General features: G+C 70.5%; 24 protein-coding genes, 3 tRNA genes and 1 riboswitch. Of the genes, 6 read left to right on the plus strand and 21 right to left on the minus strand.

Annotated features, from left to right (window positions below):
* Positions 1-123: 123 nt before the first annotated feature.
* The 4 genes from rpmF to C0010_RS01890 form a co-directional block, all read right to left on the minus strand.
* Complete coding sequence (gene rpmF / locus C0010_RS01875) at positions 124-333, minus strand: 50S ribosomal protein L32 (protein ID WP_105565339.1); 210 nt, start codon at positions 331-333, stop codon at positions 124-126.
* A 2-nt stretch (positions 334-335) separates the two neighbouring features.
* Complete coding sequence (locus C0010_RS01880; RefSeq protein WP_105565558.1) at positions 336-830, minus strand: YceD family protein; 495 nt, start codon at positions 828-830, stop codon at positions 336-338.
* Between the two features lie 130 nt (positions 831-960).
* On the minus strand, positions 961-1,461 hold the full coding sequence (gene coaD / locus C0010_RS01885; RefSeq protein ID WP_105565340.1) for a pantetheine-phosphate adenylyltransferase: 501 nt from the start codon (positions 1,459-1,461) through the stop codon (positions 961-963).
* A gap of 28 nt (positions 1,462-1,489) precedes the next feature.
* Positions 1,490-3,670 (minus strand): ATP-dependent DNA helicase RecG, encoded by a 2,181-nt coding sequence (locus C0010_RS01890; RefSeq protein ID WP_105565341.1) that lies wholly within the window; start codon positions 3,668-3,670, stop codon positions 1,490-1,492.
* Between the two features lie 141 nt (positions 3,671-3,811).
* On the opposite strand from C0010_RS01890, the gene rsmD reads away from it, so the two are divergent.
* Positions 3,812-4,372, plus strand: a complete 561-nt coding sequence (gene rsmD, locus C0010_RS01895; protein WP_174150235.1) for a 16S rRNA (guanine(966)-N(2))-methyltransferase RsmD — start codon at positions 3,812-3,814, stop codon at positions 4,370-4,372.
* A gap of 14 nt (positions 4,373-4,386) precedes the next feature.
* On the opposite strand, the gene thiL is transcribed toward rsmD, so the two are convergent.
* Positions 4,387-5,340 carry a thiamine-phosphate kinase gene (gene thiL / locus C0010_RS01900; RefSeq protein WP_105565559.1) on the minus strand — a complete coding sequence of 318 codons (954 nt, stop codon included), beginning with the start codon at positions 5,338-5,340 and terminating at the stop codon, positions 4,387-4,389.
* A gap of 243 nt (positions 5,341-5,583) precedes the next feature.
* Here thiL and C0010_RS01905 point away from each other — a divergent pair, with 243 nt between their 5' ends.
* A complete protein-coding gene (locus C0010_RS01905; protein ID WP_232531666.1) occupies positions 5,584-6,096 on the plus strand; it encodes a DUF3515 family protein in 513 nt (170 codons plus the stop codon).
* A 98-nt stretch (positions 6,097-6,194) separates the two neighbouring features.
* Here C0010_RS01905 and C0010_RS01910 read toward each other — a convergent pair whose 3' ends face one another.
* From C0010_RS01910 to C0010_RS01955, 10 genes are all read right to left on the minus strand, one after another.
* Positions 6,195-7,286, minus strand: coding sequence for a D-alanine--D-alanine ligase family protein (locus C0010_RS01910; protein WP_105565343.1), 1,092 nt, complete (start codon positions 7,284-7,286; stop codon positions 6,195-6,197).
* Positions 7,186-8,298, minus strand: coding sequence for an NAD(P)H-dependent glycerol-3-phosphate dehydrogenase (locus C0010_RS01915; RefSeq protein ID WP_105565344.1), 1,113 nt, complete (start codon positions 8,296-8,298; stop codon positions 7,186-7,188). The genes C0010_RS01910 and C0010_RS01915 overlap by 101 nt, the downstream gene beginning before the upstream one ends.
* On the minus strand, positions 8,295-9,056 hold the full coding sequence (locus tag C0010_RS01920; RefSeq protein ID WP_105565345.1) for a lysophospholipid acyltransferase family protein: 762 nt from the start codon (positions 9,054-9,056) through the stop codon (positions 8,295-8,297). Before C0010_RS01920 ends, C0010_RS01915 begins: the two co-directional genes overlap by 4 nt.
* A gap of 3 nt (positions 9,057-9,059) precedes the next feature.
* Entirely contained in the window at positions 9,060-10,421 is a 1,362-nt protein-coding gene (murA, locus tag C0010_RS01925; RefSeq protein ID WP_105565346.1) for a UDP-N-acetylglucosamine 1-carboxyvinyltransferase, read from the minus strand.
* Between the two features lie 86 nt (positions 10,422-10,507).
* Positions 10,508-11,104: a 3-isopropylmalate dehydratase small subunit gene (gene leuD / locus C0010_RS01930; protein ID WP_105565347.1), complete on the minus strand. Its 597-nt coding sequence runs from the start codon at positions 11,102-11,104 to the stop codon at positions 10,508-10,510.
* 5 nt (positions 11,105-11,109) lie between these two features.
* A complete protein-coding gene (leuC, locus tag C0010_RS01935) occupies positions 11,110-12,585 on the minus strand; it encodes a 3-isopropylmalate dehydratase large subunit (RefSeq protein ID WP_105565348.1) in 1,476 nt (491 codons plus the stop codon).
* A gap of 239 nt (positions 12,586-12,824) precedes the next feature.
* Positions 12,825-13,829, minus strand: coding sequence for a TerC/Alx family metal homeostasis membrane protein (locus tag C0010_RS01940; protein ID WP_232531667.1), 1,005 nt, complete (start codon positions 13,827-13,829; stop codon positions 12,825-12,827).
* Between the two features lie 226 nt (positions 13,830-14,055).
* Positions 14,056-14,131 (minus strand) — tRNA-Glu (locus tag C0010_RS01945).
* Between the two features lie 191 nt (positions 14,132-14,322).
* A tRNA-Glu gene (locus C0010_RS01950) sits at positions 14,323-14,398 on the minus strand.
* Between the two features lie 159 nt (positions 14,399-14,557).
* Entirely contained in the window at positions 14,558-15,331 is a 774-nt protein-coding gene (locus C0010_RS01955) for a hypothetical protein (RefSeq protein WP_105565562.1), read from the minus strand.
* A gap of 85 nt (positions 15,332-15,416) precedes the next feature.
* Between C0010_RS01955 and C0010_RS01960 the strand changes: the two genes are divergently transcribed.
* On the plus strand, positions 15,417-17,450 hold the full coding sequence (locus C0010_RS01960; protein ID WP_105565563.1) for a DUF262 domain-containing protein: 2,034 nt from the start codon (positions 15,417-15,419) through the stop codon (positions 17,448-17,450).
* Between the two features lie 31 nt (positions 17,451-17,481).
* Here C0010_RS01960 and C0010_RS01965 read toward each other — a convergent pair whose 3' ends face one another.
* Positions 17,482-17,790: a helix-turn-helix domain-containing protein gene (locus C0010_RS01965; protein WP_105565349.1), complete on the minus strand. Its 309-nt coding sequence runs from the start codon at positions 17,788-17,790 to the stop codon at positions 17,482-17,484.
* A gap of 264 nt (positions 17,791-18,054) precedes the next feature.
* Here C0010_RS01965 and C0010_RS01970 point away from each other — a divergent pair, with 264 nt between their 5' ends.
* Positions 18,055-20,016 carry an alkaline phosphatase gene (locus C0010_RS01970; RefSeq protein WP_158685219.1) on the plus strand — a complete coding sequence of 654 codons (1,962 nt, stop codon included), beginning with the start codon at positions 18,055-18,057 and terminating at the stop codon, positions 20,014-20,016.
* A 69-nt stretch (positions 20,017-20,085) separates the two neighbouring features.
* Here the strand turns inward: C0010_RS01970 and C0010_RS01975 are convergent, their stop codons facing one another.
* Positions 20,086-20,415, minus strand: coding sequence for a nuclear transport factor 2 family protein (locus C0010_RS01975; protein ID WP_105565351.1), 330 nt, complete (start codon positions 20,413-20,415; stop codon positions 20,086-20,088).
* A gap of 181 nt (positions 20,416-20,596) precedes the next feature.
* Positions 20,597-20,713: riboswitch (SAM riboswitch) on the plus strand.
* 51 nt (positions 20,714-20,764) lie between these two features.
* Between C0010_RS01975 and C0010_RS01980 the strand changes: the two genes are divergently transcribed.
* Complete coding sequence (locus tag C0010_RS01980; protein WP_105565352.1) at positions 20,765-21,427, plus strand: hypothetical protein; 663 nt, start codon at positions 20,765-20,767, stop codon at positions 21,425-21,427.
* 100 nt (positions 21,428-21,527) lie between these two features.
* Positions 21,528-22,166 carry an MBL fold metallo-hydrolase gene (locus C0010_RS01985; RefSeq protein ID WP_105565353.1) on the plus strand — a complete coding sequence of 213 codons (639 nt, stop codon included), beginning with the start codon at positions 21,528-21,530 and terminating at the stop codon, positions 22,164-22,166.
* Positions 22,167-22,266: 100 nt separating this feature from the next.
* Here C0010_RS01985 and C0010_RS01990 read toward each other — a convergent pair.
* From C0010_RS01990 to C0010_RS02005, 4 genes are all read right to left on the minus strand, one after another.
* Positions 22,267-22,338 (minus strand) — tRNA-Gln (locus C0010_RS01990).
* Between the two features lie 137 nt (positions 22,339-22,475).
* Positions 22,476-23,984: a glutamate--tRNA ligase gene (gene gltX / locus C0010_RS01995; RefSeq protein WP_105565354.1), complete on the minus strand. Its 1,509-nt coding sequence runs from the start codon at positions 23,982-23,984 to the stop codon at positions 22,476-22,478.
* Positions 23,985-24,041: 57 nt separating this feature from the next.
* Entirely contained in the window at positions 24,042-24,440 is a 399-nt protein-coding gene (locus C0010_RS02000) for a hypothetical protein (protein ID WP_105565355.1), read from the minus strand.
* A gap of 10 nt (positions 24,441-24,450) precedes the next feature.
* Positions 24,451-25,218, minus strand: coding sequence for a fumarylacetoacetate hydrolase family protein (locus C0010_RS02005; RefSeq protein WP_105565356.1), 768 nt, complete (start codon positions 25,216-25,218; stop codon positions 24,451-24,453).
* Positions 25,219-25,238: the final 20 nt, after the last annotated feature.

Genomic DNA, 25,238 nt, shown 5'->3' on the forward strand with positions numbered 1-25,238 from the left:
CCCCGCCCCGCGGGGGGCTTGCCCCCCCCCCCCACCCGCGGGGCTTCCATCCCCCCCCCCCGCTTCTCGGTGAGAGACCGGATGTCGTCGGTCTCGGAAACGACCTGTGTCGCCACAGTCGGATTACGCGTCAGCGACCTTGCGGCCCTTGTACTCGAGGAACAGCTCGGTGCCCTGCGAGTCGGTGACGACCTTGGCCTGGTGCGGCCGACTGTAGACGGTCTTGCCGTTCTCGACGGTCTTGACCAGCGTGGGGGCCTCGGCCTTCCACTGCGAACGGCGCGAACGCGTGTTCGAGCGGGAAACGCGGCGCTTCGGGGGGTTACCTGCCATGACTAACTCTCTTCTTTCCGGGAATCGGCACCCGTGGGTTCCGATCCAAACTGCTCGGCGAACTCCTGGAGCCCGGCCCACCGAGGATCGACGGGCTCGGGCCTCTCACCGGCGCTCTGAGTCATCGGCTCGCCCGTGACCGGATCAAGGCCGGGGCAATCCGGCTGACACACCGGCTGAAAGGGAAGCGACAGGACGGTTGCGTCCCTGATCAGAGTTTCAAGATCCACGTGGTCGTCTTGAACCTCGTAATCAGCCGCTTCCTCCCCAGGGTACTCGAAAAGCTCTTGGAACTCGACTTCGACAGGCTGGGAGATCTCGCGGAGGCACCGCCCACACTCCCCCTCGTACGTCGCGTCGACGGTTCCGGAGACGAGGATGCCCTCGTGCACCGACTCGAGCCGAGCCTCGACCGCGAGCTCGCCCCCCTGCGGGATCGAGACGATGCCCTCGCCCCAGCGCTCGGGCGCGGGGATCGACAGGGCGTGCTCGCGCATCTCGCCCGGCTTGCGGATGAGATCGCGGACGGGCAGAACGAAAGGCCCGGATTTGTGGGATTTCACGCCCCCGAGTCTACTCGGCACCGGCTCCACGACCGCTGATCAGCGGCGTTCTCCGCCCGGCGCGTCAGAAGTCGGTGGGGCCGGCCTTCTCGAGGTACCTGGCGACGGGGCCGGGGACGTACGGCGAGACGTCGCCGCCGAGATCCGCGACCTGGCGCACCAGAGAGCTGGAGACGACCGAGTTGGCGGGGTCGGCGAGCAGGAAGACCGTCTCGATGCCCGAGAGGTGGTTGTTCACGACCGCCATCGGCGTCTCGTACGTGACATCGCCCTGAGAGCGGATGCCCTTCACGAGCACGCTCGCGCCGACCTCCTCCGCGTAGTCGACGAGCAGGCCCACGCTCCACGACCCGACGACGACGTTCCCCCCGATGCCCGCCTCGGTGATCGATTCCTGCAGCAGCTCGAGCCGCTGGGCGATCGGGAGCATGGCGTCCTTGTCGGGGTTGTGCACCACCAGCACGTGCAGCTCGTCGAACAGGCCCGCCGCACGGCGGATCACGTCGATGTGCCCCTGGGTCGGCGGGTCGAAGGATCCGGGGACGACGGCGACGCGGTTGCTCATGCGCCCAGCCTATGGCACGGGTGCGCGACTACGCCTTCGACATCGCGGCGCGTTCGCGCTCGCCGACCCGGCGCGCGAGGGCCTCGGCGAGGCCCGGATGATCGACGAGCTCGGGGTCTGCCAGGATGACGCGCTCAGCGACCTCGCGCGCCCGTCCGATCAGCGCGATGTCCTTGACGACGCGCAGCAGCTTCAGGGAGCTGCGCAGCCCGGACTGCGTCGCGCCGAGCACGTCGCCCTCCCCGCGCAGCTCGACGTCCTTCTCGGCGAGCTCGAAGCCGTCGAGCGTCGCCGCGACGGCATCGACGCGCTCGCGCGCCGGCGACCCCTGCTCCGCATCGGTGACGAGGAGGCAGAGGCCCAGCACCTCGCCTCGGCCGACGCGGCCGCGCAGTTGGTGCAGTTGGGAGACGCCGAAGCGATCGGCCTCGACGATGATCATGGTCGAGGCGTTCGGCACGTCGACGCCCACCTCGATGACGGTCGTGGCGACGAGGATGTCGATGTCGCCGCCGGCGAAGGCGCGCATCGCCGCGTCCTTCTCCTCGCTCGTCATCCGGCCGTGCAGGATCTCGAGCCTCAGGCCCTGGACGTCCGGATGCGTGGAGATGGCCGCGGCGAGCTGCAGGACGCCCCACTTCGGCCCCTTGCGCGCGCTCTCCTCCGGGGCGTCGTCAGCGAAGGCGTCCGGTTCCTCCTCGACGGCCCTGCCCGTCGCGTCGTCGACGTCGATCGCGGGGCACACGGCGAAGACCTGATGGCCCTTGCGCACTTCCTCGCCCGCGCGCTGCCAGACGCGGAACCACCACGACGGATGGTCGTGGAGCGGCGCGACGAAGGTCTCGATGCCGGCACGGCCGGCGGGCATCGTGCGGATCGTCGACACGTCGAGGTCGCCGAACACCGTCATGGCGACGGTGCGAGGGATCGGCGTCGCCGTCAGCACGAGCATGTGCGGCGTGCGCCCCTTCGCGCGCAGGGCCTCTCGCTGTTCGACGCCGAAGCGGTGCTGCTCGTCGACGACCACGAGCCCGAGATCGGCGAACGTCGTCTTGTCGCTCAGCAGCGCGTGCGTGCCGACCACGATGAGCGCCTGCCCCGACGCGACGCGGAGCGCCGCCCGCCGCCGCTCGGCCGCTCCCATCTGCCCGGTCAGCAGCGTCGGCATCAGCTCGGCCTGCAGCTCCGGCCCGAGCATCTTCGCGATCGAGCGCAGGTGCTGTGCGGCGAGCACCTCGGTCGGCGCGATCAGGGCCGCCTGGCCGCCCGATTCGGCCGTCTGCAGCATCGCGCGCAGGGCGACGAGCGTCTTGCCCGAGCCGACCTCGCCCTGCACGAGCCGGTTCATGGGGTGATCGGCCGTGATGTCGGCCGCGATCTCGGCGCCCACGGCGACCTGGTCGGGCGTGCGCTCGAACGGAAGCACCGCATCGAAGCGCTCGAGGAACCCGCCGGGGGCGGAGTGCCTGGGCGTGCCGGGCATCTCGTGCACGGCCCGCCGCTGCTGCGCCAGCGCGAGCTGCAGCACGATCGCCTCGTGCATCCGGAGCGTGTGCTTGGCCTCCTCAGCGTCTTCGAGGGCGGTGGGCCGGTGGATGAGCTCGAGCGCGCGGCGGTACGGCAGCAGCTCCTCGCGCTCGCGCAGCTCGGGCGAGAGCGGGTCGCCGATGTCGCCGAGCCCGTCGAGCACGGGCCGGATGGCCCGCGCGATGTCCCACGAGGCATCCTTCGCCGTCGCCGGATAGATCGCGATCGGCGTCCGTGCCCATTCGGCCGCGTCGACGTCGGCGTCACCGGAGTCGTCGAACAGCTCGTACTCGGGGTTCGCGAGCTGGACCTGCTGTTGGAAGTGGCCGACCTTGCCGGAGAACATGCCGCGGCGGCCCGGCGTGAGGTCCTTCTGCCGCCAGGCCTGGTTGAAGAACGTGAGCTTCGCCTCGCCGCGGCCGTCGCTGATGGAGACCTCGAGCAGGCTCCCGGAGCGGTTCCGCATGCGCCGCGTCGACGCGTGGCGGACCTCGGCGACGATCGTCACCGTCTCGCCCTCCGTGAGGCCCGTGATCGGCGTGAGCTCGCCGCGCATCTGGTACCGCCGCGGGTAGTGCGTGATCAGGTCGCCGACGGTCGCCATGCCGAAGGACCGCTTCAGCGACGCCGCCCGCTTCTCGGGCAGCGCCTCCGCCAGCGGGGTGTCGAGCGTGAGGGCCATGCCCACGAGTTTATTGACGGGCACCGACGTTTCCGCCCGCCGGCGTGCGCGCCGCGCTCGGAGCGGAGGCGGCGACGAGCGGCGGGTGGCGACACCCCGCCCCGAACGTCGCCGGCCGCCGACGGATGGGAGACTGTGAAGGTGACGAGGATCATCGCGGGAGCCGCGGGCGGCGTGCGGCTGGAGGTGCCGGGCACCGGCACGCGCCCGACGAGCGAGCGCGTGCGGGAGTCGCTGTTCGGTGCCCTCGAGCCGACCGGGATGCTCGACGGAACGGCCGTGCTCGACCTGTACGCCGGCTCGGGTGCGCTCGGGCTCGAGGCCCTCAGCAGGGGCGCCGCATCGGCGGACCTCGTCGAGCGCGCTCCCAAGTCGGCGGCGCTCGTGCGGCGCAATGCCGCACGCGTCGCGAAGGCGTCGGGGCGCGAGGCACGCGTCCACGCCTCCGCGGTGCAGCCGTTCCTCCGCGGTGCGGGGGCGCGCTACGACCTGGTCTTCCTCGACCCGCCGTACGATCTGCCGGGCGACGCGCTGACCGCCGATCTCGCGCTTCTGGCACCCCTGCTCGTCGACGACGCGCTCGTCATCGTCGAGCGCGCGGCCCGTTCGGGCGCGCCGGACTGGGCGGCCGCAGGCCTGCGCCCCCTGCGGGAGAAGGCCTTCGGCGACACGGCGCTGCACTGGGGCGAGCCCGACCGATAGCGCACCACCGAGCGTCAGCCGGCGTGGGTGTCCCAGTCGGCATACGGGTCCCACCCGCCGCGCCCCTCGAACGGCGCACCGCCGAGCAGGACCCCGCCGTCCCCGGCGACGACGCGCCCGATCTCCCGGAAGCCCGGCGGCAGCGGGCCGCGCGGGAACGTCGCGAGCAGCGCGTGGTCCTCGCCGCCCGTCATGGCGACGTCGATGTCGGGGCCCAGCGCCTGCGGATCGAGATCGAGCGAGACGCCGGATGCCCTCGCCATGCGCGAGGCGTCGAGCGCGAGGCCGTCCGAGACGTCCATCATGGCGTGCGCGCCCGAGCGGGCGGCCGTCGCCCCCAGCGCCAGGGGCGGCGCCGGCCGCAGCTGGGCGTCGAGCAGAGCGCGCTCCCCGGGGCGGAGGTCGGCGGGGTCGACGGGCAGAGGCTCCCCCGCCCCGTCGCGGAAGCGGTCGAACAGGATCCGGAGGCCGGTGCCCGCGAGCCCGAGCTCCCCGGCGATCGCGACGATGTCGCCGACGCGGGCGCCCGAGCGCAGCACCGGCTCCCGCCCCGCGAGGTCCCCGAGCGCCGTGACCGCGATCGTCAGGGTCGCCGAGGCGGTGAGGTCTCCCCCGACCACGGCGCATCCGGGCGCGAGGGCCTCGCACGCGTCGCGCAGGCCGTCGGCGAGCGCCTCGACGAAGCCGATCTCGGTGGCGTTGGGCATCGCGAGCGCGACCAGCAGCGCCGTCGGCTCGGCTCCCATAGCCGCGACATCAGCGAGGTTGACGGCGGCGGCCTTCCAGCCGAGGTCGTAGCCGCTCGACCACGCCAGCCGGAAGTCCGGCCCGTGCACGAGCGTGTCGGTCGTCGCGACCGTGTCGCCCGATGCGCGCAGCACGGCGGCGTCGTCGCCCGGCCCGATCACCGCGGCGCGCGCTTCGCCTGTCCTGGCCAGGATCCTCCGCAGGATCTCACCCTCGGTCATGTCGCCCACGGTGCTGCTCACCCCACGAGCCTATGCGCCCGACGGCCCCGCGCCGGTCGCCCCGGCCAGCGGCGCGGGCCTCCGCCGCGCATCAGCGCGCCGGATCGAGGAGCGGTCGCGCCAGCGCGGGGAGCAGGGCCCGAGCCCGCGCGGCTCGACGGCCCTGCCGCGTGCCGGAGCACCGGACCGGGCGCGCACCCGCGTCTCAGGCGGCTCCCGGCGGCGCGCGCATACGCTGGGTGCGTGATCCGCCGCGCCGCCTCCCTCGTGCTCGCCGCGGCCGGTGCGGCCGCCGTGCTCGCCGGCTGCACCGACACGATCCACCTCGACCCGGCCGCCGACGCGAACGACCCGGTCTGCGCAGAGGTGTCGGTGCGCATGCCCGACGCCATCGCGGACCAATCGCGCGTGTGGACCGACGCGCAGGCCACCGCCGCGTGGGGCGACGACTCCGGGACGAACGCCATCTTCTCCTGCGGGCTCGAACCGCCCGCGCCGAGCACGCTGCAGTGCGTCACGTTCGGCGGCGTCGACTGGATCGTCGACGACACCGAGTTCCCGAACCTCCGGATGACGACCTACGGCCGCACGCCGGCCGCCCAGGTGTACGTCAACACCGAGATCGTGACGGGTGACGACGCGCTCAACGCCGTGTCCGCCGCGGCGCAGCAGTTGCCGCAGGACGGCAGGTGCACGACCGCCGATGAGGCCACGGTGGTCCCGGACGAGGACGCCCCGACCACAAGCGGCGGCTGACTCCCCCCTCCCGGCTCACCGGACCGCTATCTCAGTTGTTGCGGCCTGATCGCCCCTTCTCTCGCCACGACTGAGATAGCGATGGGTGCCGATCGTGCTCAGGGGCGGGAGAGGCCCAGGTCGATGAGTTCCGTGATCAGGTCGGCATAGCTCAGGCCCGAGGCGATCCAGCACTTCGGGTACATCGAGATCGGCGTGAATCCGGGCATCGTGTTGGGCTCGTTCACGAGCACGTCGCCCGCCTCGGTCAGGAAGACGTCGACGCGGGCCAAGCCGCGGGAGCCGAGTGCTTCGAACACTCGAGCGCCGACGTCTCGGATGCGCTCGGTCTGCTCGTCGGTCAGGTCGGCGGGGCAGACGACCTCCGCGCCGTCGCCGCCGAGGTACTTGCCCTCGAAGTCGTAGAACTCGCGGGTCGTGAGCACGATCTCGCCCGGCAGCGACACGCGCGGTTCGCCGCCGTTCCGACCCTCGAGCACGGCGACCTCGATCTCTCGGCCGACGATCGCGGTCTCCAGCAGCACCTTGTCGTCCTCGGCGAGGGCCGTGCGCATGGCGCCGGCCAGTTCGTCCGGGTCGTGCGCCTTCGACACGCCCACGCTCGACCCGGCGCGGGCCGGCTTCACGAAGACGGGGTAGCCGAGCTCCGCGGCTTCGGCGCGCACCCCGGCCTCGTCGTGGGCCCACCGGCGCGCGCGCACCGTGAAGCCCGGCGAGACGGGGATTCCCGCCGCGCTCAGGACGACCTTGGTGATGTCCTTGTCCATGGCCATGGCCGAATCGACGACGCCGCCGCCCGCGTACGGGATCTCGAGGGTGTCGAAGAAGCCCTGGATCGTGCCGTCCTCCCCGTGCACGCCATGCAGGATCGGTAGGACGACGTCGACGTCGCCGAGCGACGACTCCGTGCCGTCGGCGCGCCGCACCCGGAGCGCGCGGCCCTCGCCCGGCAGCGGCCAGATCACGCGAGTGCCGTTGTCCACCACTTCCGGCAGCCTCTGCGCGTCGAGCGCGAAACGCGAGGGGTCGTCCTGCTCGAGCACGAAGACGCCGTCGCGCGTGATTCCGACGGGGATGACGTCGAAGCGCTCACGGTCGATCGCGCCGAGCACTCCCCCCGCCGTCGCGGAAGAGATCGAGTGCTCGCTGGAACGCCCTCCGAAGAGCACCGCCACGGTCGTCCTGGCCATTGTGAGTCCCTTCGCCCTGGGGGGCTCCATCGGAAGTGAGGTGGGGCGCGATCTGCGCCGGGTCCATCGTGCCATCGAGCACCATCTTCACCTGATGCGCGATCGGCATGTCGACGCCTTTCGCCCTGGCGAGCTTCAGGATCGGCCCGACCGATCCGAGGCCCTCCGCCGTCTGCTCCATGTGGGCGACGACGTCGCTCAGCGTGTAGCCCTGGCCGAGCAGCCGCCCCGCCGTGTTGTTGCGGCTCAGCGGCGACTGGCAGGTCGCGATCAGGTCGCCGAGCCCGGCGAGGCCCTGCAGTGTGCCCGGTTGGCCACCGTAGGCGACCGCGAAGTCCGTCATCTCGACGAGGCCGCGCGTGATGATCGAGGCCTTCGTGTTCTCGCCGTAGCCGACGCCGTCGACGATGCCGATCGCCAGTGCGATGAGGTTCTTCAGCACTCCCCCGAACTCCGTGCCGGGGACGTCCGTGTTCACGAAGGTGCCGAAGTAGCGGTTCGCCGCGACGCTCGCGACCGAGGCCGCCGTGGCCTCGCTCGCCGATGCGACGACGGCCGCCGTCGGCTGCTCGCGGGCGATCTCGAGGGCGAGGTTCGGGCCGCTCGCGACCGCAATGCGGTCGGGATCGCATCCGACGGCCTCCTCGATCACCTGGCTCATCCGGAGGCCGGAGCGCTTCTCGACCCCCTTCATCAGGCTCACGATCGGCGCGTCCGAGCCGCGGATGACGGGGCGCACCTGCTTGAGCGCGTCGCGCGCCGTCCTGCTCGGCACCGATACGTAGATCTGGTCGGCCCCGGCGACGGCGCGCGCGAGGTCGCTCGTGGCCCGGATGCCGCGCGGAAGGTTGATGCCGGGCAGGTACTGCGAGTTGCGCTTGGCCTCGTCGATCTCGTGGGCGAGCTCCGGTCGGCGCGCCCACATCGTCACCTGCGAGCCGCCGTCCGCGAGGACCTTGCCGAAGGTGGTGCCCCAGCTGCCGGCGCCGAGGACGACGACGCGGGCCGTCATATCCGGCCCGTCTCGTTCTGCCCGTGCTTCGCCGGATCCCAGCGTTCGGCGGGCGCCTCCTCACCGCGCAGTTCTGCGAGCAGCGCGGTGATGGCGTCCATCACGCGGTTCGTCGCCTCGTCGATCGCCGCCCGCTCGGCCTTCGGGTTGCGCTCGCCCGTCTGCTGCAGGTCGGAGAGATCGATAGGGTCGCCGATCAGCACCTGCACGCGCCGCCGGGGAGGGAAGAGCTTGAGCTTGCCGTAGCGGGGCATGAACTGCTGCTCGCCCCAGTGCGCCATGGGGATGACGGGAAGGCCGCCCGCCATCGCGATCCGCACGGCCCCCGACTTGCCGCGCATCGGCCACAGATCGGGGTCGCGCGTGAGCGTGCCCTCGGGGTAGACGATCACCCCCGTGGCGTGCTGCACGAGGATCTCGGCCTGCTTCAGCGCCTCCGACCCGCGCCCGCCGCGGGCGACCGGGATCATCTTGGTGGCCCGCATCGCCGCGCCGAGCACGGGCACGCGGAACAGGCTCTCCTTCGCGAGGAAACGCGGCGCCCTGCCGAGCTTCCACGTCGCGACCGCGACCGTGAGCGGGTCGATCTCGCTGTGATGGTTCGGCGCGAGTACGTAGGCACCTTCGCGCGGCAGTTTCTCACCGCCACGGATGTCGAACTTGGCGAACCAGGCCACGAGCGGCACGACGGCGGCCGCGAGGAGCCAGAAAACGCTCGGCCGGGTCTTCTCGCGCGACGCGCGGAGTGCGCGGGACACGGCTCAGCCCACGACGTCGAAGTCGGCGCCCAGAGCGGTCAGCTTGTCGAGGAACATCTCGTAACCCCTGCTGATCAGTCGGATGCCGGTCACGCGCGAGGTGCCCTCGGCCGCGAGCGCCGCGATCACATGGCTGTACCCGCCGCGGAGGTCGGGAACGACCATATCGATCCCCTTGAGCGGCGTCGGGCCGTTGATCACGGCCGCCTGCTCGAGCGGGCGGCGGGCGACGCGACGATCCGGCGCGTCGATGCCGTCCTTGTGCACGACGATGTCAGCCCCCATCTTCACGAGCGCGTCGGTGAAGCCGAAGCGGTTCTCGTAGACGGTCTCGTGCACGATCGACGTGCCCTCAGCCTGCGTCAGCGCCACGATCAGGGGCTGCTGCCAGTCGGTCATGAAGCCGGGGTGCACGTCGGTCTCGACCGTGACCGCCTTGAGCGGCGTAGTGCCGCGGCGGAACGTGATGCCGTCGTCGGTGATGTCGAAGTCGCCGCCGACCTTGCGGTACACGTTGAGGAACGTGAGCAGCTCGTACTGGCGCGCGCCCTTGACGAAGATCTCGCCGTCGGTGACGAGCGCGGCGCACGCCCACGAAACGGCCTCGTTGCGGTCGAACAGGCTGCGGTGGTCGTAGCCGCGCAGCTGCTCGACGCCCTCGATGAAGATGACGCGGTTCGGCTCGTAGGAGATGATCGCGCCCATCTTCTGCAGGACGCCGATCAGGTCCATGATCTCGGGCTCGATCGCCGCGTTGCGCAGTTCGGTGACGCCCTTGGCCTTGACGGCCGTCAGCAGCACCTGCTCCGTGGCGCCGACGCTCGGGTAGGGCAGCTCGATGCTCGCGCCGCGGAGCCCGTCGGGCGCCGAGAGCCGGATGCCGTTGGGCTGCTTGTCGACGACGGCACCGAACTTGCGCAGGGCGTCGAGGTGGAAGTCGATCGGCCGGTCGCCGATGCGGCAGCCGCCGAGATCCGGGATGAACGCCTGCCCGAGCAGGTGCAGGAGGGGGCCGCAGAACAGGATCGGGATGCGGCTCGACCCGGAGTGCGCGTCGATCTCCTCGAAGCCCGCCGACTCGGCATCGGCCGGGTCGAGGACGAGCGATGCCTGCTCGTCGCCCTCGGTCACGGTCACGCCGTGCACCTCGAGCAGCGAGCGGACCACCTCGACGTCGCGGATCGCCGGGACGTCGCGGAGCGTGCTGGGAGTCTCGCCGAGCAGAGACGCCACCATGGCCTTCGTCGCCAGGTTCTTCGCGCCGCGGACGTCGACCTGACCCCGGAGCGGCCTGCCGCCCCGGATCTCGATCGTGTCGACGGATGTGTCCTGGAGGGTCGTGCCCGTGGTTCCCAGAAGCGTCATCTATTAGCCTCACTTCGTCGCGACGGCGGCTGGCCGCCGTCAGGAGCCGGCTTGCCCCTACTGTGTGGAGCGGGTCTGCTCCTGGCTCACCTGACCGGCAGGGTCGTGGGCCGCCACGATTCGCGGCGGGCCTCGAACGCCTCGATCGCGTCGGCCTCACGCAGGGTGAGTCCGATGTCGTCGAGCCCCTCGAGGAGCCTCCACCTAGTGTAATCGTCGATCTCGAAGCCGGCCGTGAAGTCGCCGTGTGTCACGGTGCGGTCCACCAGGCTGACCGTGATGCTGCTCCCGGGGTCCGCATCGATCCGACGCCAGAGCTCCTCCTTGACGTCCTCCGTGATGACCCCGGCGACGAGGCCCTGCTTGCCGGAGTTGCCGCGGAAGATGTCGGCGAACTTCGGCGAGAGCACGACCTTGAAGCCGAAGTCGCGCAGCGCCCAGACGGCGTGCTCGCGGCTCGACCCCGTGCCGAAGTCCGTGCCGGCGACGAGCACGGACGCGCCCTGGAAGGCGGGCTGGTTCAGGACGAAGCCGTCGTCCTGCCGCCAGGCCGAGAACAGCGCGTCCTCGAAGCCCGTCTTGGTGACGCGCTTCAGGAACACGGCGGGGATGATCTGGTCGGTATCGACGTTCGAGCGCTTCAGCGGAGCGGCGATTCCGGTGTGGGTGGTGAACTTCTCCATGACGTCTATGCCTCCGCGCCCGTCAGGGCAGGTTCCGCGATCGGTTCGAGATCGGAAGGGCTCGACAGCGTGCCGCGCACGGCCGTCGCCCCTGCCACGAGCGGGGACACGAGGTGCGTGCGCCCGCCCTTGCCCTGGCGGCCCTCGAAGTTGCGGTTGCTGGTCGACGCGCTGCGCTCGCCGGGCGCCAGCTGATCGGGGTTCATCCCCAGGCACATCGAGCAGCCGGCGAAGCGCCACTCGCCGCCGAAGTCCGTGACGATCTTGTCGATGCCCTCCGCCTCGGCCTCCAGCCGAACCCTGGCGGATCCGGGAACGACCATGACGCGGACGCCCTCAGCCTTGGTGCGGCCCGCGATCACGGATGCGAAGGCACGCAGGTCCTCGATGCGGCTGTTCGTGCAGGAGCCCATGAACACCGTGTCGACGCGGACGTCCTTCATCGGGGTGCCCGGCACGAGGTCCATGTACTCGATCGCGCGCTCGGCCGCGGCCCTCGCCGTCGGGTCGGCGAGAGAAGCGGGGTCGGGCACGTTCTCGCTCAGCGGCACGCCCTGGCCGGGGTTGGTCCCCCACGTCACGAACGGCTCGAGCTCGTTCGCGTCGATGAGGGCCTCGGCGTCGAACGTCGCGCCCTCGTCGGTGGGCAGCGTCTTCCAGTATGCGACGGCTCTGTCCCACTCCTCGCCCTGCGGCGCGTGCGGGCGACCCTCGACGTACGCGAAGGTCTTCTCGTCGGGCGCGACCATACCGGCGCGCGCGCCGGCCTCGATCGACATGTTGCAGATCGTCATCCGCCCCTCCATCGAGAGCGCGCGGATGGCGCTGCCGCGGTACTCGAGCACGTAGCCCTGGCCGCCGCCCGTGCCGATCTTCGCGATCACGGCGAGGATGATGTCCTTCGCCGTGACGCCGGGGCGCAGCTCCCCCTCGACGTTGATCGCCATCGTCTTGAACGGCTTCAGCGGCAGCGTCTGCGTGGCCAGCACGTGCTCGACCTCGCTCGTCCCGATGCCGAAGGCCATCGAGCCGAATGCGCCGTGCGTCGACGTGTGGCTGTCGCCGCAGACGACGGTGCTGCCGGGTACCGTGAGGCCCAACTGCGGGCCGACGACGTGCACGATGCCCTGCTCCGCGTCGCCCAGCGGGTGCAGGCGGATGCCGAACTCCTCGGCGTTCCTGCGGAGGGTGTCGATCTGCGTGCGGCTCGTCTCATCGGCGATCGGCTTGTCGATGTCGATCGTCGGGGTGTTGTGATCCTCCGTCGCGATCGTGAGGTCGGGGCGGCGCACGGGACGCCCCTCGGCGCGCAGGCCGTCGAACGCCTGCGGGCTGGTGACCTCGTGCATGATGTGGAGGTCGATGTAGATCAGGTCGGGCTGCCCGTCCTCGCCCTTCGACACCAGGTGGTCGGCCCAGACCTTCTCGGCCAGGGTGCGCGGGTTGTCGGGGATCGACGGAATGGAAGTGTCAGCGGTCATCGCTCGGTGGTCCTCAGGGTCTCGTCAGTCGTGCGGGCGCATCGGGACTCCGCGACGAGGTGGCCCTAGGACGTAGACCCGCCGCGGCGACGAAGAAGGAGAGTCGCTCGCATACCCCCAGGGTAGCACTCTGCGCGCGGCACCCCGCGCCGGCGTGCAATGCGCCAGGTGCGCGAGGGGGTGCGACCCCGCCGGCTTGGCAGAATCGCACCCCGTGGTCGTCCGGTGCGTGCGGCGGACTACTCCGTGCCGGACTCGACCTCCTGGCGCTTCTTCTCGCGGGCGTTCGCGATGAGACTGAGCACCGTGGCGACGGTCATCGACGCGATGATCACGCCGAGCGAGAACCAGTTGCTGATCTCGGGCACCCACTCGATGTGCTCGCCGCCGTTGATGAACGGCAGTTCGTTGTCGTGCATCGCGTGCAGGATGAGCTTGACGCCGATGAAGCCCAGGATGAACGCGACGCCGTAGTGCAGGTAGCGCAGCTTGTCGAGCATGTCGCCCATCAGGAAGTACAGCTGGCGCAGGCCCATCAGGGCGAACAGGTTCGCGGTGAAGACGATGTAGGTGTTGGTCGTGATCGACAGGATCGCGGGAACGGAGTCGATCGCGAACATCAGGTCGGTCATGCCGATCGCCACGAAGACGATGATCATCGGCGTCCAGACCTTCTTGCCGTTCTCCATCGTGCGCAGCTTCGAACCGTCGTAGTTGTCGCTGACGTTCATGAAGCGGCGCAGGACGCGGAGGATGAAGTTCTCCTTGTCCGCCTCGTCCTGATGCGCGTCGGGCAGCGACTGCTTGATCGCCGTGTAGATGAGGAAGGCGCCGAAGACGTAGAAGATCGGGCTCAGCGCGTTGGCCGCGGCGCCCAGCACGACGATGAAGATCGCGCGCAGGATGAGAGCGATGATGATGCCGACCATCAGCACCTGCTGCTGGTGCCGCCGGGGGACCGAGAACTGCGACATCAGCAGCACGAACACGAACAGGTTGTCGATCGACAGGCTGTACTCCATCGCCCAGCCGATGACGAAGTCGCGGGAGGCCTCGCCGCCCGCGACGAAGAACAGCACGAGCGCGAAGATCAGCGCGAGCGTGACGTAGAACGCGACCCAGAGCCCGGATTCCTTCGTCGAGGGAATGTGGGGGCGCTTGATGATCAGGAGGAGGTCGCCGACCAGGATCAGCGTGAGCACGACGAGAGAGATGATCTCGAAGGCGAGCGGGATTTCGAGCAAGGGCGGTGCCTTTCGGATGATGGGTGTCCAGGATCCGAAAGTCTCTCCCCCGCCCCGACGGGCGGTGCGCGCCCGGAGCCCGGAGCCGGGCACGTGATGACGAACGCGCGTTTGCGGGATACTCCCTTTCGCTCCGCAAGCTTACCGGGTGGCGGCGGTGAGGCCGCGCACACCGGTTCTCGCGGGGTACGAAGAAGCCCGGCTCAGGAGAACCGGGCTTTTCGACTGGTGACCCCAGCGGGATTCGAACCCGCGTTGCCGCCGTGAGAGGGCGGAGTACTAGGCCGCTATACGATGGGGCCAGTCTTGAGTTTCTGTCGCCGGTCTCGCGATCGGCAACTAGAAGATTATGCCACGCGGCGCATGCGCCGAACAAATCACCGCCGGCCTCCGCGCGTGTCGCCCGTCCCACCCGCCGCGGGCACCGCGCTCGGCGACGCGACCCGCAGAGGGAACGAGAAGAGCCCGGTTCGGATGAACCGGGCTCTTCGACTGGTGACCCCAGCGGGATTCGAACCCGCGTTGCCGCCGTGAGAGGGCGGAGTACTAGGCCGCTATACGATGGGGCCAGTCGCGCGTCGCCACCCGACAGCTCGCGAGGCAACCTGGATACTATGCCACGTTCATCCGGATGACCGCAAATCGGACGCGCCGAGCGCGACCGCCGCCCGGATGCGCGGGGGGCGCCCCGACCGTTCGGCCGAGGCGCCCCGATGGTGCGAGGAGGCTCACGCCTCACTCATCGCCACCTTCTCCTTCTGCCCCTTGGCCGCGTAGTAGGCGGCGCGGGCGGCGAGGCGGCGCTCCTGCTCGGCCTGGCCGGCGTCGAGCACGTCCTGCGGAACGTAGAACTGCTCGTACTCCTTGGTGGCGTTGTACTTCTCGAGGTACGCGTCGAGCTCGGGGCCGGACTCCCACGAGTTGATCAGGCAGTAGCGAGGGTCGTTGCCGACGTGGGTGGCCGCGTGCCACAGGCGCTGCGTGTCGATCACGAGCTGCGTGCCCGCGCGCAGCTGCAGCCGGTACTCGACGCTCGGGTCGGTGCGGTTGTCGCGCAGGACGAAGAAGCTGTCGACGTCATCCGTGAGCTGGAAGAACGAGCGGACGACCCAGCCTGTGCCATCCGGGTTCAGGCGGTTGTTGTCGTCCTGGTGCAGGTTGTACAGGCAGTCGGCGTACGTGTTCGGCTGCAGCTCGATGATGCGGCAGCGGCCGACGTTCGCGCCCGGCTCCTTGGCGCGGGCAGTGAGCGTCGGCGCGATCTCGACCTGCGAGTCGATCCAGACGCCGTCCTTGTCGGTGCGCGGCGGCTTGTGGTTCCAGAAGCCGTTGCACTCGATCTCGCCCTTGGCGCTCGCGATCGGGGCGAAACGGGTGTCGCCCGACGACTTCCAGTCGACGTACTCGATGTCGAGCCATTCCTTCGGATCGATCTCGCCCTGGTACGGGTCGAGGACGACGAAGCCGGTCTCTTCGAGCAGTTCGGACTTGATGTAACCCATGTTGTGCACATGCCTTTCGTAGGAGGGCCAGCGACGTTTTTACAGGCCCAGGTAAGGCAAGCCTACCCCGGTAGGATTGATGGCGATGAGCAACACGACCGGTTCAAAGACTTCCGCGACCAACGTCGATGCCACGGCCGTGAACACGGTCGCCTGGCTCGCGGACCCGGGCACCACGATCGTCGTCCCCGTGTATCAGCGGCAGTACCGCTGGGACATCGGCGGCTGCGAGCAGCTGCTCTCGGACATCCGGGCCGTCTCGGAGCACGACGACGCGCACACGCACTTCATCGGCTCGATCCTGTCGTCGCACAACTCGAACCCGGACGAGGCGGCGCTCGTGCTCATCGACGGCCAGCAGCGCACCACGACGCTGATGCTGCTGATCGCCGCGCTGCACCACACCGTGCGCGACACGGACCCCGCCCTGGCCGCCGAGCTCGAGCGCGTGCTGGTCCGCGCCGACGACCCCGACCGCACGAAGCTGCGCCCCCACAGGGAATGGGCCGACGTGTTCGAGAGCGTCGTCCTCGACCGCCGCTCGCCCGACGACGCCATGCGCGAGTCGCGCTTCGATGACAACTACGCGTTCTTCCGCAGCCAGATCCAACCGGATGAGGCACCGCGGATCTGGCGCGGCCTGCGCAAGCTGGAGCACGTCGCGATCACCCTCGGCGCCGACGCGAACGCACAGCAGACGTTCGAGAGCCTGAACTCGACCGGTGCCCCTCTGCGCGACCACGAGCTGATCCACAACTACGTCCTCATGGGCCTGACGCACGCCGAGCAGACCGAGATCGAGGAACAGTTCTGGCTCCCGATCGAGGAGGCGACGGGCGAGCAGATCGGCACCTTCTGGCGGCACTACCTCATCATGCTCACGGGACGCGAGGTGCTGATCGAGGGCGAGCGCAGCGTGTACGACGCGTTCCAGCGCTCCTTCCCCCGCCTGGAGCTGCCCGGCCTGCGGGCCCAGGCGGCCGAGTGGCGGGAGTACGCCGAGGTCTACCGCACGCTGCTCGAACCGGCGCGGGAACCGGACGCCGAGATCGCGAGGCACCTCGGATACGTCGGCGTGTTCGGCAAGGGCATGTTCCCCCTCGTGATGCGCGAGTACCGCGCGCACCGCGCGGGGGCGATCGGCCGCGAGGAGCTGATCGCCGTGCTCGAGCACGTGCAGTCGCTGCTGCTGCGGCGCCAGATCATCGGGCTTCCGCTCGACCGGCTCGTGGCACGGATGTGCCGCGCGCGCGATGAGTCCCACGACGCCCTCGTCAGGGCGATCGCCCGCATCACGCCGTCGGACGAGCGCGTGCGCGTGTCGCTCAAGTACGGCGAGCTCCCCCACCCCGAGTACGTCCTCGGGCGCCTCGCCGGCGTCGATGACATCTCGACCGCGGGCGTCGACCACATCTTCCCCCTCGCCCCCGCCGACGATTGGTCCGGCGACGGCGAGCGCGCATGGACCGACCTGACCGAGGACGAGCAGAACAGCTTCCGCGCCCTCGCCCCCACTCTCGGCAACCTCACGCTCGTCGAGGACGAGCTCGCGGAGGGCGCCTTCGCTGCCACGACGTTCGCGGACAAGCGCGACGCGGTCTACGCGCGCAGCGGTGTCCGGATCTCGGCCGATCTGGCCGCGGCGGACGCGTGGTCGACGGCGGCGGTCTCGGCTCGCACCGAGCGCCTCGTCGCGGAGTTCCTCGACATCTGGAAGCGCCCCGCCGTCGTGCTGATCGACGACGACGGCCTCACCCCCGTGCTCGACGCGAAGCTGCGGCGCGGCTGGCCCCGCGGCTGGGAGCGGGAGTTCGACTACGTCGAGTTCCGCGGCGAGCACTGGGAGGTCTACGACGTCAAGTACCTCTTCAACCGCGTCTTCAAGCGGCTCTGGGCCGAGGACCGACAGGTCCTGGTCGACTACAGCGACCGCCAGGGCGGCCCGATCTACCCCGCGATGGCGTGGAACGGGCATTGGGACGAGCTCGGCGAGGGCGCGTACCTGTACATGGGTTGGGACTCGAAGTACATGCTCACGGCGGTGCAGGGCCTGCTCATCGACGCGGGGTACGCGCCGGAGACCTTCGTGAAGTACAGCTACATCGGCGACGTGATGTGACGACCGCCGCGCCGCGCAGCCCCGCCCCGCATCAGTACTCGACGCGAGGGCCGCGGCGCCGCCGTGGCAGCTCGCTGTAGCCGTAGGGCTGCCGGCCGTTCTGCAGCTGCGCCGCCGTCAGACCTGTGATCAGGGCGCCGACGTCGACCTCGAGCGCCGTCGCGATCTGCAGCAGGGTCGACAGCGTCGGGTTCCCCCTGCCCCGCTCGATGCGCTGGTAGTTCGTGAGATCCATGTCCGCGCACTCCGCGAGCGCACGTGCGCTCACGCCGGCGCGCGTGCGCGCGGCCGCGATGCGGCGCCCGACCTCGGCAGAGGCGGCGGAATGCGTTTCGGCCATCCATCGATCGTGCGAGTGCCACGGCACGAATGCCTAAGCTTTCACGCCGTCGCATATATGCCACCCCGCGACTCCATCCGGTCGCCGCTCAATCGCCCGAGCTCCGAGCCGATAGGCGCGCCGCGCTTCACGCGACCTTCGTTCCGATATTCCATGGCGTTCACCTCGGCGCTGAGAGCATTCACTGCGACGACGCCGGCGCGACACCCAGCGCCCATAGCGTCGGGCGGGTCCGCAGGAAGACCAACGATGAGAGGGATCCCCTTGAAGCTCTCGCGAAGCACGAAGCCGGTGCTCACCGGCACGTTCGCCCTCGCGCTCGTGGGCGGCTGCGCCCTCGCAGCCCCCGCAGCGGCAACTGCCGAGGAAACCGCCCCCGCCCCCAAGAACGTCATCATCATGATCGGCGACGGCATGGGCTACAACCACATCGACCTGATGAACGCCGAAGACACGGGCGAGGTGCACTGGCAGGTGCAGCGCGGCGGCGACAACAAGGTCAACCACTCGGGGCACAACACGACGCCGGCCGACGGCTGGCAGGCGTGGCAGCACCTCGGCATGTCGACGAACTGGATCGACGGCCCCGCGTACGACCCCGCTCAGTCGTGGACCGACTTCGAGTGGAACAAGCAGAGCCCGACGGACTCGGCCGCCGCGGGCACCGCGATGGCCACGGGTCACAAGACGTACAACGGCGGCCTCGGCGTCGACGCTGACGGCGCGGAGCTCGAGAACCTTTCGCAGCGCGCGCACGAGCTGGGCAAGTCGGCGGGCGTCGTCTCGTCGGTCCCATACTCGCACGCGACGCCCGCCGCGTTCTCGGCGCACAACGAGACGCGCAACAACTACCAGGAGATCGCCCACGAGCAGATCACGGGCGACCTCGAGGTCGTCATGGGCGCCGGCCACCCGTTCTACAGCGACGACAACGAGCCGGTCGCCGAGGGTGACTTCTCGTACGTCTCGGAGGCGGACTGGAGCGCCGTCTCGAACGGGGTGACCGACCGCGAGTTCATCGAGACGAACGAGGGCTTCGCGGCGCTCACGAGCGGCGAGACGCCCGAGAAGGTCTTCGGCGTGCCCCAGGTCGCCTCGACCCTGCAGCAGGCGCGCAGCGAGGGCGCCCCGCTGAACGACGTCACCGACCTCCCGACGATGACGGCCGGCGCGCTGAACGTGCTGGACAACAACGCCGAGGGCTTCTCGCTCATGGTCGAGGGCGGCGCGATCGACTGGACCGGCCACGCCAATGACTCCGAGCGCAACCTCGAGGAGACCCGCGACTTCGACGACGCCGTTGACACGGCGATCGAATGGATCGAGGAGAACTCGAGCTGGGACGAGACCCTCATGATCGTCACCGCCGACCACGAGACCGGCTACCTCTACGGCCACCTCGAGGGCGACTTCAGCCCGATCGTGCCCGGCGGCGCCGAGGAGCAGGAGACGGCGGGGGCCGAGGACGAGACCGAGCCCGCTCGCGACGAGACCGCCGAGGAGAGTGAGCCGCAGGTCGAGGACGCCGACGAGCTGACGGGCGCGAAGGCCGCGGATGCGACCGAGCCGGAGGTGCAGCTCCCGTCGGGTGAGGAGACGACCGGAGCCACCGACGAAGCGGCCTCGGATGCCGCGATCGCTGCGACCGCGACCGCTGATGCCGAGGTTCAGCCCCTCGCGACCGAGGTCGACGGCGTCTCCGCCGCGCACACGTGGAACAGCGACAACCACACGAACATGCTGGTGCCCTTCTTCTACAAGGGCGCCGGCGCCGAGCAGGTGACCGCGCTCGGAACCGACCTCGACTACGTGCGCGGCCACTACCTCGACAACACCTCGCTGCCCTCGTGGCTGCTGAACGAGGCCTGGGTCGTCGACGACGCCGAGCAGCCGGATGAGCCCGAGGTTCCGGGTGAGGACGACGGCACGGACGGCGAGCAGGACGACCAGCGCGACGACCAGCAGGACGACCAGCGCGACGACCAGCAGGATGACCAGCGCGACGACCAGCAGGACGACCAGCGCGACGACCAGCAGGAGGAGGCCGTTTCGGACGACGAGGACGACGCCTCGACCGGTGCGGACGCAGCTGCGTCCGACGGCGAGCTCGCCGTGACGGGTGCCGAGAGCCCGGTGCTGCCGATCGCCCTCGGCGCGGCCGCCCTGCTGCTCGGCGGCGGCGCGCTGACGGTGGCGCACCTGCGCCGCCGCGCCGCGCAGGACTGACCGCAGCAGCGAGACGAGCGCCCTGGCCCATTCGGGCCAGGGCGCTCCGGCGTTCGCGCTCAGCTCGCGTCAGCCCTCGCGGATCGTCATCCGGGACAGCCGGTCGCCGTCGACGTCGAAGACGAACTCGGAGCGCCCGTTCGCGTGGGTGGAGCGCCAATCGCCGACGACCGTGACGACGCCATCGGCCGCCTCGACCTCCTCGACGGAGAGCGTGCCGTGCGCGCCGATGAACTCGTCGTCGCTCCAGGCCTTGATCTCGTCGCGCCCCGCGAAGACGCGCCCCCAATCGTCGACCGAGCCGCCCGGCGCGAAGGCGTCGAGGAACGCCGCCTCGTCGTGGCGGTTGACCGCGTCGATGAACGACGCGACGGGCTCGGGAATCGTGACTTCTGACATCTGCGTTCTCCTTCGTGCGTCCGGCGGACCCGCGGGAAACGCGGGCGGCGATGCGACGGCACCGCGCTGCGCGTCCGTGCCGCCCTCGACGCTCACACGATAGCGGTAATCCGCTGCGCCCGGCACGCGCCGGCACCGGCCGCTGCGGAACGTCGCCGGCTCCTGATACAGTCCATCCCAGGTTCACGAGCTGCAGCCATCGGTACCTGGCCGGTTGCACGGCAACCCTCCTCCGTCGAGCGGGGTGCCCCAGGGGAAGAACCGGCCCCGCGCATCCGCGTGCGGGCAAGTCGATGGGTCCGCGTCGCCCGACGCGGTTGCGCGGGCCCTTCCTCGAGAAGGAGATCCCATGAGCACTGATCACGAGCCCCGCCGGCCGAACGGTCGGCCCGATGGCGAGAACAGCCACGACTCGTCGCGTCCCGGCGGTTCCGACGTCGCCGCGTGGTGGCGCGCCCTGGGGCTGAGGGACCCCGACCCGGGGCGCAGCACGAACGAGCGCGTCGAGGCGCGGGCCCGCTGGAACCGTCTCGTGTCGCTGGTCCCGAGCGGCTTCGTCCGGCACACCGGCGCGGGTGAGGAGTCGCTCTCCCTCGCGGAGGTCGTGGCCGAGCTGGGCGAGAGCGCGGACGCGAGCGCGCGCAATGCCAGGCGCGCCTCCGAGGAGCGGCGGGCCCACGGGTGGGCACGGGTTCGGGCAGCGCTCTCGTCACCCGACGCGGGCGAACGGATCGAACGAGGGCCCTGGGCGGGCTTCACGCGCGGACGCACGGTCGCGTGGAGCTGGAACCTGTTCCAGTACGAACCGCACGGCTTCGTGCACCCGGGGTCCCAGGCGCGGCACGAGAGCCTGGCGGCGCTCGAGAACGGCGAGCTGCGCGACGTCTTCGGCTACCCCGCGCGAGCTGCCGCCCTGGAGCGCTCGGGCCTGACGCCCGAGGGCTACCGGTCGGCGCAGGAGGCCCTGGGGAAGCGCATCTTCGACCCCGCCGACGTGATCACGTCCGCCTGACGTCGGGGCGGCGGGGTGCGCCGGCGCGCCGGCGACCGGGGCGGCCCGCCGCCCGCACGAAGGGTTTGCTGAGCGCGGCCGGAAGGAGTTGACTTCAGGCATGCGCGTCACGAAGCACGAACACGCCGCCCTCCGGATCGATGACGGCGGCAAGACACTGATCCTCGATCCCGGTTCGTTCACGGCCCCTCTCGGCGACCTCGACAACGTGGTGGCCGTCGTGATCACCCATGAGCATCCGGATCACTGGACGCCCGGCCACCTCGACGAGATCCTGAGGGCCGCACCGGGTGTCCCGGTGTTCGCGCCGGCGGGAGTCGCCGCAGCGGCGCCCGGGTACGGGATCACGGTCGTCTCGCCCGGCGACGAGGTCGGCGCCGGGGGCTTCGCGCTGCGCTTCTTCGGCGGCGACCACGCCGTCATCCACGAATCGCTCCCGCCCGTCGAGAACGTCGGCGTTCTCGTCGACGACCGGCTGTACTACCCCGGCGATTCCTACGCCGTGCCCGCAGGCGTCGCCGTCGATGCCCTCGCCGCACCGCTGGGCGCTCCCTGGCTGAAGATCGGCGAGGCGATGGACTTCGTGCTCGAGGTGCGCCCCCGGCGCGCGTTCGGGGTGCACGACATGACGCTGTCGGAGATCGGCAGGAGCATGCACCGCTCGCGCCTGCAGTGGGCGACGGAGCAGGGCGGCGGCGAGTTCTTCGTGCTCGAGCCCGGCGATTCGCTCGACCTCTGAGGGCGAGCCCGCACGGAGGAGCCGGGCGCCGCGCGGCGCGATGAGGCGGCGCGGAGCGGAAACGCAGAACCCCCGGCACGTGGCCGGGGGTTCTTCTCTGCTGGGGTACCTGGACTCGAACCAAGAATGGCGGTACCAGAAACCGCTGTGTTGCCAATTACACCATACCCCATGGTGTCCCGGGGGCTTCCCCGCAACGAGTATCCAGCTTACCCGACGCCGCGCGGACCGCCAAACCGAGCCGCTCAGCCCTGTCGCCCGCGCGTGTCAGGCCCGCGGCGAGCGGGCCGGACACGCCGCCGGATGCGGCTACGCCGCCTCGAGCCGGTCGGCCAGCGCGACGAGTCGGTGGATCGACTCCTCCTTGCCGAGCAGCTCCATCGACTCGAACAGCGGCGGCGAGACGCGGCGACCCGAGATCGCGACGCGCGGCGGGCCGTATGCGACGCGGGGCTTCAGCTCGAGGCCGTCGACCAGGGCGGCGGCGAGCGCGTCCTGGATCGCCTCGGTCGCGAACCCGTCGACGCCCTCGAGCGCGGCGGCCGAGGCGCGCAGCACCTCGACGGCGTTCTCGCCGAGCTTCGCCACGGCGTCATCGTCGTACGCGACCTCGTCGGCGAACAGGAAGCCCACGAGCCCCGGCGCCTCGCCCAGGAGCGGGAGCCGCGACTGGATCAGCGGCGCCGCCTTCGCCACGAGCGCGCGCTCGGCATCGGTCGGCTCCGCCGAGACCACACCATCGGCGACCAGGTACGGCAGGATGCGCTCGGCGAAATCGTCCTCCGCGAGCATCCGGATGTGGTCGCCGTTGATCGACTCCGCCTTCTTCTGGTCGAAGCGGGCGGGGTTCGGGTTCACATCGGCGATGTCGAAAGCGGCAGTGAACTCGTCGAGCGTGAAGACGTCGCGATCGGGCGCGATCGACCAGCCGAGGAGCGCGAGGTAGTTGAGCAGGCCCTCGTGCGTGAAGCCCTTCTCGCGCTGCAGGAAGAGGTCGGCGCGCGGGTCGCGCTTCGAGAGCTTCTTGTTGCCCTCCCCCAGCACGAGCGGCATGTGCCCGAAGCGCGGGATGAACTCGGCGACGCCGGCCTCGATGAGAGCGCGGTACAGCACGATCTGGCGGCCGGTCGACGGCATCAGGTCCTCGCCGCGCAGGACGTGGGTGATCCCCATCAGCGCGTCGTCGACGGGGTTGACGAACGTGTACAGCGGCACGCCGTTCGGGCGCACGATCACGAAGTCGGGGAACGAGCCGGCCGGGAAGGTGATCTCACCGCGCACGAGGTCGACGTACGTGATGTCCTCGTCCGGCACCTTCAGGCGCAGCGCCGGCTGGCGCCCCTCGGCGCGGAACGCGGACCTCTGCTCGTCCGTGAGGTCGCGGTCGAAGTTGTCGTAGCCCTGCTGCTTCGGGCGGCCGTTGGCCTCGTTGCGCGCGTCGATCTCGTCGGACGTCGAGTAGCTCTCGTACACGAGTCCCTTCTCGATGAGCGCATCGAGCACGTCGCGGTGCAGGTCGTGGCGCTCGCTCTGGCGGTACGGCGCGTGGGGCCCGCCGACCTCGATGCCCTCGTCCCAGTCGATCTTGAGCCAGCGCAGCGCCTCGAGGAGCTGGTCGTAGCTCTCCTGCGAGTCGCGGGCGGCGTCCGTGTCCTCGATGCGGAAGATCAGCTTGCCGCCCGTGTGCCTGGCGTAGCCCCAGTTGAACAGGGCGGTCCGGATGAGGCCGACGTGCGGCGTTCCGGTCGGCGAGGGGCAGAAGCGCACGCGGACGTCGGAGCCGGTTGCGGTGGTGGTGCGGGGGTCAACGGTAGCCATCGGAACGATTCTAGTTCCCGAGCGCCCCGTGCTCGATGCCGCGGGACCGGCCGCGCGTCACGGCTGCCAGCCGCCCTCCTGGAGCACGCCGAAGATCGTCAGCCCCAACGCGCTCAGGCGCAGGACCGTCAGCACGACCGGAACGATCAGGCCGACGACGCCGATCACGAGAGCGGCGACGCTCATCCCGACCGCGCTCTTCTGGATCACGAGGGCGAGGACGGCGAAGACCATCGCGACGAGGACCGGCACGATGAACAGCCCGCCGACGAACGGGACGAAGCGGAGCAGCGCCGCCGGGATCACGATGCTCAGCGCCGTCATCGCCATCCAGCGGCTCGGCGGCTTCGCGGCCGGCCGGGGGTGCGCGCCGGGAGGCGCGTAGTACGCGCTCGCCTGCGGGGGCGCGTACGGTGACGGCTCCTGCGGCGTGCCCTGCCCGTTCGCGCCCGTCATCCGCTCCCCCTCAGCCCGCGTCGCGCGCCGCGTTGCGCAGGGTCCCGATGCCGGGGATCTCGACCTCGACGGCGTCGCCGGCGACGAACGGCCCCACGCCTTCCGGCGTTCCGGTCAGGATGACGTCGCCGGGCAGCAGCGTGAACGCCGCGGAGATGTACTCGATCAGCTCGGCGACGCCGAAGACCATATCGGTGAAGGGGCCCTGCTGGGCGACCTCGCCGTTCACGCGCGTGATGACCTCGCCGGCTTCGACATCGAAGTCCGTCTCGATCACCGGCCCGAGCGGGCAGAACGTGTCGAAGCCCTTGGCCCTCGCCCACTGACCGTCGCTGTTCTGGAGGTCGCGCGCCGTGACGTCGTTCGCGGCGGTGTATCCGAACACGTAGTCGAGCGCGTCCGCCGCCTTCACGTTCTTGGCGATGCGGCCGACCACGACCGCGAGCTCCCCCTCGAAGTGCGTGCTCTGGCTCTGCGGCGGGCGCACGATGACGTCGCCCGGCCCGATCACCGAGGTGTTCGGCTTGAGGAACAGGAGCGGCTCGGCCGGCACGTCGTTGCCGAGCTCGGCCGCGTGGGCGCGGTAGTTCCGCCCGACGCAGACGACCTTCGACCGCGGGATCACGGGCGCGAGCAGCACGGCGTCGCCGAGCGGCACGCGCTCCCCTGTGGTCTCGAAGCCGGCGAACATCGGATCCCCCGAGAGCACGACGAGCTCGTCGTCGTCGAGGACTCCGTACCGGATGGCGTCATGGTGGCTGAACCGAGCGATCTTCACACGCCCACCCTATCGGCCGC

It is taken from the genome of Microbacterium halophytorum, assembly GCF_002970975.1.
Taxonomy (GTDB): domain Bacteria; phylum Actinomycetota; class Actinomycetes; order Actinomycetales; family Microbacteriaceae; genus Microbacterium; species Microbacterium halophytorum.

Excerpts from the sequence above, each read along its gene's own strand:
- rpmF (WP_105565339.1), bottom strand. The coding sequence starts at position 333 with ATGGCAGGTAACCCCCCGAAGCGCCGCGTTTCCCGCTCGAACACGCGT.
- C0010_RS01880 (WP_105565558.1), bottom strand. The coding sequence starts at position 830 with ATGCGCGAGCACGCCCTGTCGATCCCCGCGCCCGAGCGCTGGGGCGAG.
- coaD (WP_105565340.1), bottom strand. The coding sequence starts at position 1,461 with ATGAGCAACCGCGTCGCCGTCGTCCCCGGATCCTTCGACCCGCCGACC.
- C0010_RS01890 (WP_105565341.1), bottom strand. The coding sequence starts at position 3,670 with ATGGCCCTCACGCTCGACACCCCGCTGGCGGAGGCGCTGCCCGAGAAG.
- thiL (WP_105565559.1), bottom strand. The coding sequence starts at position 5,340 with ATGACCGAGGGTGAGATCCTGCGGAGGATCCTGGCCAGGACAGGCGAA.
- C0010_RS01910 (WP_105565343.1), bottom strand. The coding sequence starts at position 7,286 with ATGGCCAGGACGACCGTGGCGGTGCTCTTCGGAGGGCGTTCCAGCGAG.
- C0010_RS01915 (WP_105565344.1), bottom strand. The coding sequence starts at position 8,298 with ATGACGGCCCGCGTCGTCGTCCTCGGCGCCGGCAGCTGGGGCACCACC.
- murA (WP_105565346.1), bottom strand. The coding sequence starts at position 10,421 with ATGACGCTTCTGGGAACCACGGGCACGACCCTCCAGGACACATCCGTC.
- leuD (WP_105565347.1), bottom strand. The coding sequence starts at position 11,104 with ATGGAGAAGTTCACCACCCACACCGGAATCGCCGCTCCGCTGAAGCGC.
- leuC (WP_105565348.1), bottom strand. The coding sequence starts at position 12,585 with ATGACCGCTGACACTTCCATTCCGTCGATCCCCGACAACCCGCGCACC.
- C0010_RS01955 (WP_105565562.1), bottom strand. The coding sequence starts at position 15,331 with ATGGGTTACATCAAGTCCGAACTGCTCGAAGAGACCGGCTTCGTCGTC.
- C0010_RS01960 (WP_105565563.1), top strand. The coding sequence starts at position 15,417 with ATGAGCAACACGACCGGTTCAAAGACTTCCGCGACCAACGTCGATGCC.
- C0010_RS01965 (WP_105565349.1), bottom strand. The coding sequence starts at position 17,790 with ATGGCCGAAACGCATTCCGCCGCCTCTGCCGAGGTCGGGCGCCGCATC.
- C0010_RS01975 (WP_105565351.1), bottom strand. The coding sequence starts at position 20,415 with ATGTCAGAAGTCACGATTCCCGAGCCCGTCGCGTCGTTCATCGACGCG.
- C0010_RS01980 (WP_105565352.1), top strand. The coding sequence starts at position 20,765 with ATGAGCACTGATCACGAGCCCCGCCGGCCGAACGGTCGGCCCGATGGC.
- C0010_RS01985 (WP_105565353.1), top strand. The coding sequence starts at position 21,528 with ATGCGCGTCACGAAGCACGAACACGCCGCCCTCCGGATCGATGACGGC.
- gltX (WP_105565354.1), bottom strand. The coding sequence starts at position 23,984 with ATGGCTACCGTTGACCCCCGCACCACCACCGCAACCGGCTCCGACGTC.
- C0010_RS02000 (WP_105565355.1), bottom strand. The coding sequence starts at position 24,440 with ATGACGGGCGCGAACGGGCAGGGCACGCCGCAGGAGCCGTCACCGTAC.